11 protein-coding genes and 1 tRNA gene are annotated in these 13,077 nt (G+C 54.7%); 4 read left to right on the top strand and 8 right to left on the bottom strand.

What is annotated here, in order from left to right; translation table 11 throughout:
* Positions 1-43: 43 nt before the first annotated feature.
* The 3 genes from aroE to KF752_01955 all read right to left on the bottom strand — a co-directional run bounded on the left by aroE (position 44) and on the right by KF752_01955 (position 3,924).
* Positions 44-1,555, bottom strand: a complete 1,512-nt coding sequence (gene aroE, locus KF752_01965) for a shikimate dehydrogenase (protein ID MBX3420300.1) — start codon at positions 1,553-1,555, stop codon at positions 44-46.
* Positions 1,556-1,627: 72 nt separating this feature from the next.
* Positions 1,628-2,242, bottom strand: coding sequence for an aminodeoxychorismate/anthranilate synthase component II (locus KF752_01960; protein MBX3420299.1), 615 nt, complete (start codon positions 2,240-2,242; stop codon positions 1,628-1,630).
* Between the two features lie 278 nt (positions 2,243-2,520).
* A complete protein-coding gene (locus tag KF752_01955; protein ID MBX3420298.1) occupies positions 2,521-3,924 on the bottom strand; it encodes a choice-of-anchor M domain-containing protein in 1,404 nt (467 codons plus the stop codon).
* Between the two features lie 36 nt (positions 3,925-3,960).
* Between KF752_01955 and KF752_01950 the strand changes: the two genes are divergently transcribed.
* The 3 genes from KF752_01950 to KF752_01940 all read left to right on the top strand — a co-directional run bounded on the left by KF752_01950 (position 3,961) and on the right by KF752_01940 (position 6,807).
* Positions 3,961-5,274: a DUF1559 domain-containing protein gene (locus KF752_01950; GenBank protein ID MBX3420297.1), complete on the top strand. Its 1,314-nt coding sequence runs from the start codon at positions 3,961-3,963 to the stop codon at positions 5,272-5,274.
* Between the two features lie 146 nt (positions 5,275-5,420).
* Positions 5,421-5,502, top strand: a tRNA-Ser gene (locus KF752_01945).
* A gap of 579 nt (positions 5,503-6,081) precedes the next feature.
* Entirely contained in the window at positions 6,082-6,807 is a 726-nt protein-coding gene (locus KF752_01940) for an SDR family oxidoreductase (protein ID MBX3420296.1), read from the top strand.
* On the opposite strand, the gene KF752_01935 is transcribed toward KF752_01940, so the two are convergent.
* The 3 genes from KF752_01935 to KF752_01925 all read right to left on the bottom strand — a co-directional run bounded on the left by KF752_01935 (position 6,804) and on the right by KF752_01925 (position 9,772).
* Positions 6,804-7,346: a dual specificity protein phosphatase family protein gene (locus KF752_01935; GenBank protein MBX3420295.1), complete on the bottom strand. Its 543-nt coding sequence runs from the start codon at positions 7,344-7,346 to the stop codon at positions 6,804-6,806. The genes KF752_01940 and KF752_01935 overlap by 4 nt on opposite strands.
* A gap of 54 nt (positions 7,347-7,400) precedes the next feature.
* Positions 7,401-9,125: a DEAD/DEAH box helicase gene (locus KF752_01930; GenBank protein ID MBX3420294.1), complete on the bottom strand. Its 1,725-nt coding sequence runs from the start codon at positions 9,123-9,125 to the stop codon at positions 7,401-7,403.
* Positions 9,126-9,229: 104 nt separating this feature from the next.
* Positions 9,230-9,772 (bottom strand): hypothetical protein, encoded by a 543-nt coding sequence (locus tag KF752_01925; protein ID MBX3420293.1) that lies wholly within the window; start codon positions 9,770-9,772, stop codon positions 9,230-9,232.
* 461 nt (positions 9,773-10,233) lie between these two features.
* Between KF752_01925 and KF752_01920 the strand changes: the two genes are divergently transcribed.
* Positions 10,234-10,665, top strand: a complete 432-nt coding sequence (locus KF752_01920; protein ID MBX3420292.1) for a hypothetical protein — start codon at positions 10,234-10,236, stop codon at positions 10,663-10,665.
* A gap of 120 nt (positions 10,666-10,785) precedes the next feature.
* Here KF752_01920 and KF752_01915 read toward each other — a convergent pair whose 3' ends face one another.
* Positions 10,786-12,345 carry a hypothetical protein gene (locus tag KF752_01915; protein MBX3420291.1) on the bottom strand — a complete coding sequence of 520 codons (1,560 nt, stop codon included), beginning with the start codon at positions 12,343-12,345 and terminating at the stop codon, positions 10,786-10,788.
* Between the two features lie 277 nt (positions 12,346-12,622).
* Positions 12,623-13,030 carry a cytidine deaminase gene (locus KF752_01910; protein ID MBX3420290.1) on the bottom strand — a complete coding sequence of 136 codons (408 nt, stop codon included), beginning with the start codon at positions 13,028-13,030 and terminating at the stop codon, positions 12,623-12,625.
* Between the last annotated feature and the right edge of the window lie 47 nt (positions 13,031-13,077).

Raw genomic sequence — 13,077 nt, 5'->3', positions numbered from 1 at the left:
TAAATTGAAATCGACTCTGGGCTTCAAAGCAGAAATCTGTTGGCTAAAAATTCACGGGCGATGTGGCGCGCTTGACCGTATCGCGCAGGAGTGATGACGGTGCTTCCTGACCAGTGAACAACTTGTATTGGTAGGCGGCCTGACGCACGAACATGTCCAAGCCGTTGATAAAAAAACAACCTTCCCGTTTCGCATCTTTGATTAGCACCGTATTTTCTGGATTATACACAGTATCAAAGACGATCGTATCTGCCGAGAAGCCCTTGCCAATTTGGAAAGGCGAGCTGTCGATGTCCGGGTGCATACCGATCGGACTGCAATTGACCAAGATACCTGGGGCCACTGAGTGGCGTTCTGACCAAGGTACAAATTCGCCGCCCAGTTCATGGGCCAACTCTTCAGCACGAGCGACCGTTCGGCTGGCCACTATTACCTTGCCTCCTCGCTGGCGAACGCCGTAGCCAATGGCTCGTGCCACGCCGCCTGCTCCCAACAGCAGCACACTGCGCCCACGCAGAAGGTCATCGTCACGGTCATCGCTCTTGCGAACAGTCTTTTGCGTTTTTAATGCCGCCTGCAAACAGTCCATGGCCGCGCGGTAATCGGTGTTGTAGCCGGCCGACGCACCGCCTCGGAAGACAACGGTGTTCAGCGCACCGATATCCACTGCGGCGGATTCGGCTTCATCAACCAGTTTGAGCATTGCTTCCTTGTGTGGAATCGTAACGCTTAGACCAGCCACACCCGACTGGCGACACCAATCAAAGAACAGTGGCAGATCGTCTGCTGGAACGCGAAACGGCAAGTAGCAGGCGTTTAGTCCGTGATGGGCAAAAGCGGTGTTGTGAATTAGCGGGCTAAGCGAATGCGCGACGGGGTCGGCAACCACGCCAAACAGCCGTGTCTGGCCATTGATTTGCTTGACGCGGTACAAGTCCTTCATGTGTTCGTAAGAGATTTGACCCGGAGCGAGTTTTCGCTCGCTGGACATAGCACAGTAGGTCAGAGGGGCTCCCAAGTGCAATGCTAAGATGCGCGTCACCATGCCAATTTCGCCCATGCAGATTCCAACTGTTGGAATCTGCGCGCTACGAACCAATTCCATCATGCGAATACAATCCTCGAAAGAATTGGCCAGGGTGGCAATTTTGACCACATCGGCATCCAATCTGGCCAATCGAGCATGAATTTCGGGCAGGTCCGGGGGCGTGATTTCAAAATTATGCAGGCTGACTATACGCTTGGTACTGCCGTAGCGCGGTATCTGGGCGGCGATGTCCTCTTCTAAGTCAACAAAATCTACACCCGTCGCAATCGCCGAGCGCAAGATCATCAATCGCTCGCCTTCATCCCGATCCCACCGGCCTCCGTCCTCGCGGCGACGGCAAGTAATCAAAACTGGCGTATGACGCTTGGCCAACAATCGGCGCAAGTCCACACTGCGACCAATAAAATCCAGTCGCATCTCGGTGAGATCAGCGCCGCGCTGCCCCAGGTGCTCGTATTCGGCAATCATCGCCGTGTGTCGTGTGCGACCGATCGTGACACATAACATGCTGGTGGGTTACTTGTTGAACAGGTGGATGTGAGATAATTCGAGTTTCAAAAGACGCGTCACCGTCGCCCGTCAACCGCTAGCACAGGCCGGCTGGCATTGGGGATTCCAGTTTAGAAATCGCTTCAACAGCTCAATCCCCGGTTCGGTTAAAAAACTCTCCGGGTGAAATTGCCAACCTTCGATCGGCAGGCTGCGATGACGAACCCCCATGATAATGCGCGAGCCATCGGGGGCCTGCGTCCAGGCGGATGCTTCCAGTTGTTCTGGCAAGCTGGCCGGATCAATCACCAGCGAATGGTAACGAGTTGCCACAAACGGATTGTCGAGACCCTGAAAAAAGCCTCTTGCATCATGAAAAATTCGATCCGTCTTGCCATGCATCAGCTGGGGTGCTCGAACGATACGCCCCCCCAATGCCTGACCGATCGACTGATGCCCTAGGCAAACTCCCAGAATCGGAAATCGCCCTTGCAACTCCTGAACAATTTCAACGCTAATCCCGGCTTCGCTGGGCGAGCAAGGGCCAGGGGAAATCAGTATGCGTGCTGGAGCCCATGCACGTATTTCCTGAACCGAAGTCTTATCGTTTCGCACTACGCGAATGTCAACGCTCGGATCGATCTCGCCAAGCCGCTGAACTAGGTTGTAGGTAAACGAATCGTAATTATCCAGTACTAGAATCATCCACCAGCCACCGTAGCTTGCCACTCATTTCATTCAACGTGATTTACGAGCTGCTGCTGTAATGCTCCTCGTAGCTACGGTCGTCAGACCGTGGACTTTGAGAGTGCCCTCCCGCAAATATCGGCTACTGTCTGGCGACAGGAGCTGTAATCTGGGGGAGAGCAGCTAACGCCGATGGCCATAGTCACCGCTCGTACTACAGGAATTTGTAGCAGAAAATGAGCATAGCGTTAAGCGGTTCTTGGCTGGACAAAGGGCTTGTCGGGTTACCCAGCGAGCTACGGAACCGTCAAATTGGAAAGTTGCAGACTGACGCTTGAACGCATAGCGGTGATGTCGGCAAAGGCGACAAGTCCATTTTTGGTTATGTCGGCTGCCAAGTTCGCACCTCCGGTAAGGCTCACGTCTTGCCGAATCAGCGTGATATCTGCGAACGAAACGGTATACACGCCCTGGTCCGGTCCCGTCATCTCACCTAACAAATGACCAACATAGTAGGTTGCAGGTTCAGGCAGATTTGTGTTTGCGTTGGCCAGCATCGTTAGCCGCAGCCAGCGATTGACAATCGTTTCGTTAGGCCACTGCAAAAGAATGCGGTGGCTGTCGCCAGACCAGGGGTAGACATTGACAGCAGGCTCCGGGGCTTCCTGCCAATCCGCAGGCGGATGATTTTCCACAGAATACGCTGATTGCGGACTCCACTGAATATGAAAATCCCCGGCGGTAATTGATCCCGGATCAGCCAGATGCTCAACCTCAAACACAAAGCCATTGATGCCGTGCTGGGTGTTGATCAGTTGTGCCAGTCCCAACGTTTGAGGCCCCAAACCCTCCCGAATGGGAACCTTGGACGTATCGATGGCTTGCCACGGCGTACCCGACCACATTGAATGGTAAACATGAGTGGCGATAACCTGTGCTGGCGGCTCCAGAGTCGTTGTGTCGCCCACCAAGAATCGGAAGGTGGCCTGCGTGGATTTGAAGCCGTCCACATTGTGTGTGCCCGAAGCTCGGAAGGTGAGATCGTAGATTCCAGGAGCGGTGAACCCCCAGTTGTAATGTGTGTGTATCGATAAAACAAAGCTGTTCGTACCGGGACTGACTGACGGTGCGTTACTCAGCGCGGGGTTAAATGTCGACACATGGTTGATGGTATTTGTCCACAGAGAAAAATTTCCACCTGCGGGCATGTCAGCGTCGATCAACTGGATGACCAAGCGACCATTTTGCCATTGGCCCAAATCGAGCTGCGGAGGAGATGGAAGCCCTAAGTCCCATGAGAATCCAGGAAAGGGCGCACCTTCGATTCCCGAGGATGGAATTGTCCAAAAAGGTCCAGTCGTCGCGCCTGTAAACAATGAATTGCCAGGAAATGGTGGCGAGTCAATTTTAACCAGGTCCGGCACTCGAATGGCAAGCTCGTTGGGTGCAAACATCCCCTCTAATTCACCAGCTTCTCCGCCCTCCTGCGTGGCCTCCTCTGCCAAAATATGCCAGCTAAGTTGCCCACTTTCGTACAGGACCCCTATATCCAAATGCCCCTCCACCGCGATCTCATGCGCCGCCAGTTTGTCATCGCTCACCAGCAAGTTGACCGTGGCTAACATCGCACAAATCATCGCTGCTTTAACTGTAGATGGCCAAGTGACATGCCAACCAAAAGCGATTAGATTGAATTTCATGTTGAGACGCTCCTCGCAAAAACTGGAATGAAAAGTATGAGTTCCAATACGGACTTCACCGTTTGTAATGTGGCAGATCAAACCGCCCCGGTAAAGCGACATGCAGATGCACCTATTGTGCAAATGCAAATCGATTCTAGACTAATGGGTGGACGTGTCAAGCGAAGTGGGCAAAATATTCCGCGCGGAGCAGTGCAGATGACCGGTGACAAGAATTCTCTACGAGCCAAACGACAGCTTGGATTCACCTTGGTTGAATTGCTGACCGTCATCGCCATCATTGGAGTGCTGGTGGGACTGCTGCTGCCGGCAGTCCAGGCGGCTCGCGAAGCGATGCGGAGAACTCAGTGTGCCAACAACATGCGGCAAATTGGACTTGGGCTGCACAACTATCATTCCTCATTCGGGATGTTCCCCCATTCTTCTACTTCAGCGGCCGGTTCGGGCAGCGACTGTCAGAGTGGTCTGTACAGTTGGCTGTCGCAGCTACTACCGCAGATCGAGCAGCCGGCCCTATATGACCAAATCGACTTCCGGATGGGGATGGTCTCCCAGTGCAACTTGAATTCAGCCACTAGCCATCGCTCCGTCTGGATTCTCGCCAATCACCCTAACGCGCGCGCGGCAGCCACGCTGGTGCCAACTTTTATCTGCCCATCCGATAGCTTGGTGCGCAACGAAGATCTGGGCAGCGCTTCGCCTGCGCCAGGCAGTTATGCGGGCAACGTTGGTTGGCCCATGAAGTCGTCGCTTCCCGGCCAGGCCCCGATTGCTAAACACAATGGCTTCTTGGGACTAGTCAATCCACGTAATCCCATCGGCTGGCATCAAGCCGACATACGCAGCCAGGATATAACCGATGGACTGTCCAACACCGCTGCTGTATCCGAACGGTTGATGCAAACGCTCACGCCAACACAGTCAGCTTGGGGTTGGCAGAACTACGACATTACTTCTGCCACGCCTAAATCACTGTTGTCCTATTGCGGTGCCACTACTGGACGAACTCGTGATTTGGCTGCTTGGATCAACTTTTGTGATGCGGTGGATGACCCGGATCCTGTCTTCTCCAAGCCGCATGGTCGGGCTTGGATTTCGGGTTGGACGTTAGCTGCCAATACCTACATGCACGTCTATCCACCTGGCATCAACAGTCGCAATTGTCATCTATATGGAGGCGAGCACACCGGCGAAAACATTGTAACCGCCAGTAGTCGTCATGCCGCTGGTGCCAATACGCTGATGGGCGACGGTCGCGTTACCTTCACATCTTCGTCGATTGACCGACAGATCTGGTGGGCCATCGGCAGCCGCAATGGTGGCGAAGTCGAGCAACTCTCTGTACCATGAGTCGCCTTCGCAATTGTGCACCGTGATTTCATGTTGCAATTCGCCTACCGCGATTTGCCGAGCATTGTAGAGATTGGCAAACTATTTATCTGCCCTTGTCGAAATCGAACGCGACAGCCAGAATACCATCCGGCTAGCAAATTTCCGGAGGGTATCCGAATGGTTAGGGAGCTGATTCGAAATCAGTTGCTGGCTTGCCAGTTGCGGGTTCGAGTCCCGTGCCCTCCGCTTGGGCAGGTTGCCGTGCAAGCAACCCGCCGTTATCCACCTGACTCGACATGTTCGTTCAGGTCGACCTGGTTCTGATTGGCCAAGCATACATAGCGCTGCAGATTGTAAAACCCAGTGTCGCGGTGGATGCTCAGATTGACCATCCGCTTCCTCTTGGCACCTCCGCGTTTCAAGTTTTTTATCGGATAGAATCTGGCGGCCCTCACCTGTAACCGTAGCCTGTAACCGTAGGATGCTGCACGCGGTGCTACCGCTATGAATGTAAGCCCACAGGACGGTTAACCTAAACCGCTAGATATAATGCGGCGACTGCCCTCGGTGTGAACGTGACGCTGGCGCGCGGGCAGTTGAGCGTCCCCCGGTCGGATCAATGCGATGGCCATTGGCAGTTGCTGTGCACCGATGACTTTGTTGTCACCTCCTGTCGCTGTTCGACCTGTCGCCTCACCAAGCTTGGCTTTTGGCTACACACGTCCCACTTTTACCTTACACTAACGCCGTTCGGCCAGACGTAAAACGGCAGGCCGGTCGGCTTTGTTGAACGCAGTCGGAATCCGTGAGTCAGCAGGATTAGGTATGTTTGATCGTTTGTCTGGAAAGCACGCAGTGGTAATTGGTGCGGGTAGCGGGATGGGAGCGTCGTTGGCTCGAGCGCTGGATCGTGCCGGGGCGCGGGTGGTAATTGGTGGTCGGCGCGTGGAGGCTCTGCAGGAAACTGCGGCGGGAACGCGGATCATCTGCCAAGCGGTTGACGTTGCGGATCGCGATCGCGTGAGCGAATTCTTTCAGTCAGCGTTCGAGTGCTTGGAGACCGTTGATGTGCTGGTGATTGCCGCAGGCGCTAATATCAAAAATCGCAGCATGGCGCAGATGCAGCCCGAGCAGTGGGACCAGTTGATGGCGGTCAATGCTACTGGGGCCTACAACTGCATGCATGCGGTTCTGCCCGCGATGCGGGCTCGACGCTGCGGAACGATCATGAATATTTCATCGATTGCTGGCAAGCGAGCCATCGCACTGGGTGGCATCGCCTATTCGGCCAGCAAGTTTGCGATGACCGCCTTGGGAACCTGCGTGTCCAACGAAGTTGCGTCCGATGGCGTGCGGGTGATTAACGTCTATCCCGGTGAAGTAAACACGCCGCTTCTTGAGCAACGCCCCAGTCCGGTAACCGAGCAGCATAAGCACAGCATCTTGCAGCCGGACGATGTTGCCGAGCTGCTGATGTCGGTTCTCAACCTGCCTGACAACGTGCATGTGGCTGAGTTGGTCGTCAAGCCGCTCAATCAGAACTGGTATTAGTTTGTGCCTTTGGTAGGCTGACCTAGCTGTCGCACAAGCTGTTGAATGACCGGACGCTTGAAAACTCGGGGGTTCACGTGTGGGCGCGCCTGTTGTAGTTGCTGCTGCGCCTGCTGCGGCGTCAGGCCACCATACTTGACCAACCACCAAAGGACGATCGTCGCGCTGCGGGCCCGACCTGCCTTGCAGTGCACATACACCTGTCCGCCACGCTGCTTATGCTGCTGGATAAACTCCGCTCCGCGCTGCACCTGCTCGGCCGAGGGATGATGAAAGTCGATGGTTGGCAACCAGAGTTGCTGAATACCCAGCCGCTGATACTCGGATTCGGGGCCTGCGTATTCGTCGCACATGTTCACCACACCCGTGACGCCCAATTCGCTCAAGCATTGTGGATCCCCCCTCAGCGGTACGGCCCCCAGAATGCAATGCGGATCGACGCGATCCCACCAATGGCGCAGCTTCAGCCAACGCCCTAGCACAATGTTGTGCCACAGCGTGGGGTAATAGACAGCGCGCGCCAGAAGTCGAGTTAGCATTACCTTGGCTCGCCGAACATCGAGAATTTTGGCTGGCCACGCAGAGCTATGCAGTTACGCAGACTGCCGCTTAGGCTTGGGAACGGACAAATTGAACAGTCCAAAAATCTCGTCATGGTTTAAGCCCATTGTGCATGGCGGACCGGCCTCGGCAAATAATTGCTGAAACAATTGGCGCTTCTGTTCTAGCACATCGTTGATGCGTTGCTCAATAGTACCCAGAGCCATCATGCGTGTCACGGTGACTGCGCCTTGCACACCGATACGATGCGCACGATTGATGGCTTGATCCTCCACCGCCGGATTCCACCAACGGTCAAACAGAAATACGTATTCGCAGAACTGGAGATTCAGGCCTACGCTTCCCGCTCCGTAGCTCATCAAAATCAGATGTTTACTGGGGTCTTCCCGGAACTGCCGAATAACTTCGTCGCGACGATGGGAGGGAACACGCCCATGATAGTGCATCGGTCCGAATCGCTGCAGCGGCTGAGTCAGTTTTTCAAGCGTATCGACCCACTGACTGAAGACGATCGCTTTCTTGCCACTGGCTGCGATCTCTTCCATGTCGGCCTCCAGTCGTTCCAACTTGCAACTGGCGCCTGTGCCAGGGTCAAAATTGCAAATCTGTTTCAGTCGCAGCACCAACTCAAAAACATGCTGAATCGACAACGTTTCGCCCATGTCGGTCAATCGAATTACGCCTTGGTCTTCGGCGATTTTGTACGTCTCTTGTTGATCGGATGTAAGTTCCAGTTCCGCATCGCGAAACATTTTCGGCGGCATCTCAGTTAACACCTTGTCTTTGGTGCGCCGCAGAATGTAGTCGCGTGTCGCCTTGGAGATGCTCTTGAGGTGCATGTCGTCGCGCAGATAGCCAGGTGAGAGAAACTCAAAGATATTGACTAAATCTTCCACCGAGTTTTCGATCGGCGTACCGGTCAGCGCCCACGAACGCTTCCTGGGCAATGAGCGTACGATTTGGGCTGTGGTGCTATCGCGATTCTTGATGCGCTGCGCCTCGTCCAACATCACTAAATCGAAGTGTACTGCTGGTTCCGTCAGTAAATGGCGATCGCGCATCAGTAGCTCATAGTTGGCAATGCGCACCGGCGCAGCGTGTTGATTCCATATCCACTGGCGCTTGGCGGCGTCGCCCTCGATAACGCTGACCGGTATTTCAGGCGCCCACAGATGAAATTCGCGGACCCAGTTGGTGACCAACGGTTTGGGGCAGATCAGCAGTACACTGCGCAACTGTCGAGCGAGCAGCAACATGCGGATCGTGCTGATGGCTTGCATCGTCTTGCCCAGTCCCATTTCGTCAGCCAAGATCGCCGCTTCGCGCGGGAACAAGAAGGCGATGCCCTCGTACTGATAGGGAAACGGCGTAAATGGGAAAGTCAGCTTGCTGGAAGACAACATCGTTTCCAACGGCGGTTGCAGCACGAAATACAAACGGTCTTCCAGCTTCACCAAGTCGGCAGGTGGTTGAATTCTGGTTTGCGTCCGCCGCGCCTGATTTGTTGGTGCAATGCAACCTGCCTGTGCCTGAAGCTCGGTTCGGGCTTCTGTCGCGTCTGGGGTGTCAGCCGTTTCTAATGTGGGAAGCAACTTGGCAGCTTCCGGCAGTAAAAAGCCAACTACTTGCGGTACAGGGGCTGATAGGCGGATAGAAACCGCCGCGATATCATCCACCTCGGAACCGATGGTTGCTGAGGGTGCAAATGCGACTGGCAATTCACGGTTGAGTGCCACCTGCCAGCCGCTCGGAAACATCTCGATATCCGCTGGCGGGCTATTGACCTCAAGCGCAGCACTGAATTGAATACCCGCCCATCCTTGGCCGTTGTCGATCAAACTCGGATTCCTTGAGCAAGCAATTAAGCAGCCTTGGTAATCGGATGCGCCTCGTACAGCGCTTCGACGATCCGATCAAACGGCTCGTGCAAGTCGAACTTGTCGCTCAATTGGCTCAGGACCTGTTCGACCGTTAACGCCTTCTGCCGATCATCGTCTACCGTTTCAAATTCGTATCCACGTACGCTCATGGCCGAGGCTTGCAGTCCCGATTGATGAGGCGTCAACAGCGTGGGGGGCTCAGCATCCGACTGTTGCGGGAAAATCAAGCGAACCGTGGGTATCTCGCAGATCAGGGAAACTGCCAATGTTGGCATGCTGTCGGTAACGATCAACTGTGGCTTCAATTTGGCTTTGTTGATGAGTGCTTTGGCAATCTGTTCGCCGCATATGAAATCATGCAACGTCGGTCCGTACAGCAGTGCCTGAGCGCGACTGGGTCGCACCGGAAGGGTGCAATGGAATTCCAGCGGACGCGCCAGCGCGTTGACCACCAGATATCCACCGAAATAGCCGTGTTCCTGGTGGCGACGAACCGTGAGAAATCCAACAGTGATTGCTGTCATTAACGCTGCCGTTCAGTGGGGTTCGTCGGGGCCATGTGTATTGCTGCCGGGCGGGCGCTTGCGGTAGGCGCAGGTGTCAGGGAGCGACTTGCGTTGGACAACCGTTGCATCCTTGTTCGGAACTGAAGCCGGGGCTACTTGAGCGACTTCCGCAAAAGCCAAGTGTCCGCCAATTGCTGCCGTTACATTGGAATTCCTGGAGAAACCTGGTGCGGTCCAGGGCTCGCGTCGTAGGTATTATGAGGGCTATGAGGCCGGTCGAACGGTTTATAAGCTGATGTTGGCGGCAAAACACTCGACTAGATTACTGCTCTGACTATACTGAGCCTGCTGACTAGAAATTGGCTTCTGGCACTGCATCCCGCAGGCAGCCAGCCAATTTCAAAGCGGAATTCCAATTCGTGGCCGGTCTGTTCTCGTGGAGTTTGATAGTGGCTAGCGATCCAACACAGTTTTCTCCCATGTTTCGCATCGATGTCTCTCCTGAACCGTCGCGAGCGGTTGCTAGCAATAGCGAAACTGAGAACAGCAATGAAGCTATGCTGGCGCTGATGCATCAACTGGTGATCGCCCAACAGCGCCAAAATCAGTTGATGGAACAACTGGTGCAAGCCACCGTTAGCGCTCAAAAGCAGCGCAACATGGAGCTGCAACAATGGAAAGAAGCCAACCCTCATTTGGCGGATTCTTGCCGTCGCGCCGCTGAAGTCCTGTCCAAAGTGCAAGGGGAATTCTTGCAGCAATTGACCGATGAGATCGAAGACCAGCAAGACAACCTGTTAGATGGCGAATACATTCTGAATGAATTCGTCGATCGATACGGACCGCGTCTGGCGCATCTGAATGGCGTTTTGCAGGTTGTGGCTCAGCTCAGCGGCCCATTGCCGAAATAGCGGGGCCGAAATAGCGGGGCCGAAATAGCGGGGCCGAAATAGCGGGCTGACCCCAGTCATCCACCATCCGGCGGAACACACTAGGGATGTTTCCAGATCGCCAAGGGGCTCCAGGTTTGCTTACCACAGAAACTCGGCACCTACCGAATAGCCCTTATAGAACGCGTGCCCGTCCGCGTCGATAAACGGAAAGCGGTTGATTCCGAAGACGCTGTTGTTCAGAGCGTTGGACATGTCGCGAGCGTTAAAGTTCTCTGGGGCCAGCGCAACTTCATCCACGTAAACTAGATTGTAGGCACCGCGAATCGTCCAGGCGTAGGTCAACCGATAGACGGCTTGTGCGCTATACTCGACCAAGAACGCTGCGCTCTCTTTGCGCAACACTTCGCGCGCTCCTGGGACGGAATTGGCAACCACGCTTGTGTCCACCTTGGCCCAATTGTTGTAGACGCCGGCTTTGACTTCATTGCCCAAGGATATGCCGGGAATCAACCCAAGCCACACATCGGCTCCAATTTGAAAACCTACTAAATCGTTATTCGTCTTGGTATCCATGTTGAAGAATCGCAGTTGATCAAAGGTGAACGTATTGTCTTGGCTACCAACTGCGGCGAAGCCAAATTTTTCGTTCAATCGCAAGTAACGAATGCCGCCCAGCCAGGAACCCTGGAGCATCGAGTTGTAGGCCATCCAACGGCGACGAAAATTCACTTCGCCATTGTCGATCTTTGAATCGTAGGAGATGGTGTGGATGAATGAACGATCGGTGTCATCAAAGCCGGGGTCGACGCCTCCAGGATTCGTACCATACTCACTGAACACGCTGAACAAATCTGGCGAATTGCGGCGTACCGAACGGGAATCGGACCACTTATTCAAACCGAAGTAGCGCACTTCAACGTTTGTCCCCGGGCCGGTTTGAATGTTGCCTATCAGCTCCAAACCATAACGCAGTTTGTCTAAATCCAAATCGGAACTGTACAGCGCGGGTGTGCCCGGGCCGGTTCCAATCGTGCTGATCAAATGCGTCTCTTCAAACACGGCAGTGGTTTGAGCTAAGTCTTGTACTGGTGAAGATATACCGCCGAAGCCATTGTTCCTGGCCAGGGCGATTGTCCCGGCGTAGACGTCAAACCAACGCTGAGATCCCGTGCCTTCGGAGTAGGGTGCTAATGGGCCGAGCATCCGCTGCACTAAATGTCCCGGCAGCAAAGACCCAGGCGAACTGCAGAGTCCACATAGCCCCATGGCTCCGGCACATCCTGCACTCAAACAGCTGGCTGGGCCACAACCTGAGCAGCCACGACCGCCAGACCCACACCCAAACACGCCACAGCGACCGCCCTGAGGGCAACCTCCGATTCCACATGGGCCTCCGCCCAAAAATCCATCGCTGCCCGACGATCGGCAGCCTTCAGCACCACAGCCGTTGTCACCTAGCCAACGAAATCCAAACAGACCTGGCGAACTAGCGATATAAGAATCGCAACCGTATGCCCCATCACAATCCTGCGGCGAGCCATATTCCATGGGCGCAGGTCCGGGAAACGCGACGCTAGACGGTAATTCTCCAGCCAAGTACTGCTGAGCATCGGCAGCATTCATCGCGCCTATCCCTAGACTGGCCGCCAAGGCTAGACACCGTATGAGCCAAGTCTTGCGCTCCGTGGGCACTCTCATTGAATTCTCTCCAGCAGCTTTTTGGCGCTTGTTTGCGTCGTTCAATTCGGTTGCTAGTATCCCCTCGGCCAGCGCGCGAGAATACAGTTCGCCTTACCGGAACAATCGTTACTTTCGAGCTTATCGGCACCCTGCCCTCGAAACATTTGATAGATTCGGAATAATCGCTACCAACTACCGCTGCCCCGGGCATGCTGTGATAAATGAACAGCCAGCTGGACTGGCCACAGCGCGTTATTGCTAGCTTGAGAAGAGCCGCCTGGGCAATAGGAAACGATCAGCCGTTGGTTTTCAGGCGGAAGGCGTCCGGCAATAATTGGTCCGACAACCAATGATGGCGAAGCTGGTTATCCGTGGCATCCACCAGAAAGACGGGAAAGGCGGTGCCGAACTCGGCTAGAACCTGGCGACAGGCACCGCACGGCGAACCATCGCCCAGCAGCGCGATGGCCATGGCCTGGATCTGCTGGCAGCCAGAGGCAACCATCGTGGCGATGGCAACTCGTTCAGCGCAGATACTCAGTCCGAAAGAAGCATTTTCGACATTGCAACCGGCGTAGATTTGACCATCGCTTCCCAATAGAGCTGCGCCCACAAGAAAGTTGCTGTAGGGCGCATAAGCTCGTCGGCGAACTTGTAGTGCACGCTGAACCAGTTGCTGAGTGACTTGATCGGATTGAATCATTTTTGACTGATCCTGCCATCAACCGCCCGGGCTGACATAGCACATCG

The organism is Pirellulaceae bacterium, assembly GCA_019636385.1.
Classification (GTDB): Bacteria; Planctomycetota; Planctomycetia; order Pirellulales; family Pirellulaceae; genus Aureliella.
Note: the sequence above shows the minus strand (reverse complement) of the source record. Positions and strands in the feature narration are given on the sequence as shown.

Bases quoted from the DNA above. Each gene is read 5' to 3' on its own strand.
- aroE (MBX3420300.1), bottom strand. From the start codon at position 1,555: ATGTTATGTGTCACGATCGGTCGCACACGACACACGGCGATGATTGCC.
- KF752_01960 (MBX3420299.1), bottom strand. From the start codon at position 2,242: ATGATTCTAGTACTGGATAATTACGATTCGTTTACCTACAACCTAGTT.
- KF752_01955 (MBX3420298.1), bottom strand. From the start codon at position 3,924: ATGAAATTCAATCTAATCGCTTTTGGTTGGCATGTCACTTGGCCATCT.
- KF752_01950 (MBX3420297.1), top strand. From the start codon at position 3,961: ATGAGTTCCAATACGGACTTCACCGTTTGTAATGTGGCAGATCAAACC.
- KF752_01940 (MBX3420296.1), top strand. From the start codon at position 6,082: ATGTTTGATCGTTTGTCTGGAAAGCACGCAGTGGTAATTGGTGCGGGT.
- KF752_01935 (MBX3420295.1), bottom strand. From the start codon at position 7,346: ATGCTAACTCGACTTCTGGCGCGCGCTGTCTATTACCCCACGCTGTGG.
- KF752_01930 (MBX3420294.1), bottom strand. From the start codon at position 9,125: ATGTTTCCGAGCGGCTGGCAGGTGGCACTCAACCGTGAATTGCCAGTC.
- KF752_01925 (MBX3420293.1), bottom strand. From the start codon at position 9,772: ATGACAGCAATCACTGTTGGATTTCTCACGGTTCGTCGCCACCAGGAA.
- KF752_01920 (MBX3420292.1), top strand. From the start codon at position 10,234: ATGTTTCGCATCGATGTCTCTCCTGAACCGTCGCGAGCGGTTGCTAGC.
- KF752_01915 (MBX3420291.1), bottom strand. From the start codon at position 12,345: ATGAGAGTGCCCACGGAGCGCAAGACTTGGCTCATACGGTGTCTAGCC.
- KF752_01910 (MBX3420290.1), bottom strand. From the start codon at position 13,030: ATGATTCAATCCGATCAAGTCACTCAGCAACTGGTTCAGCGTGCACTA.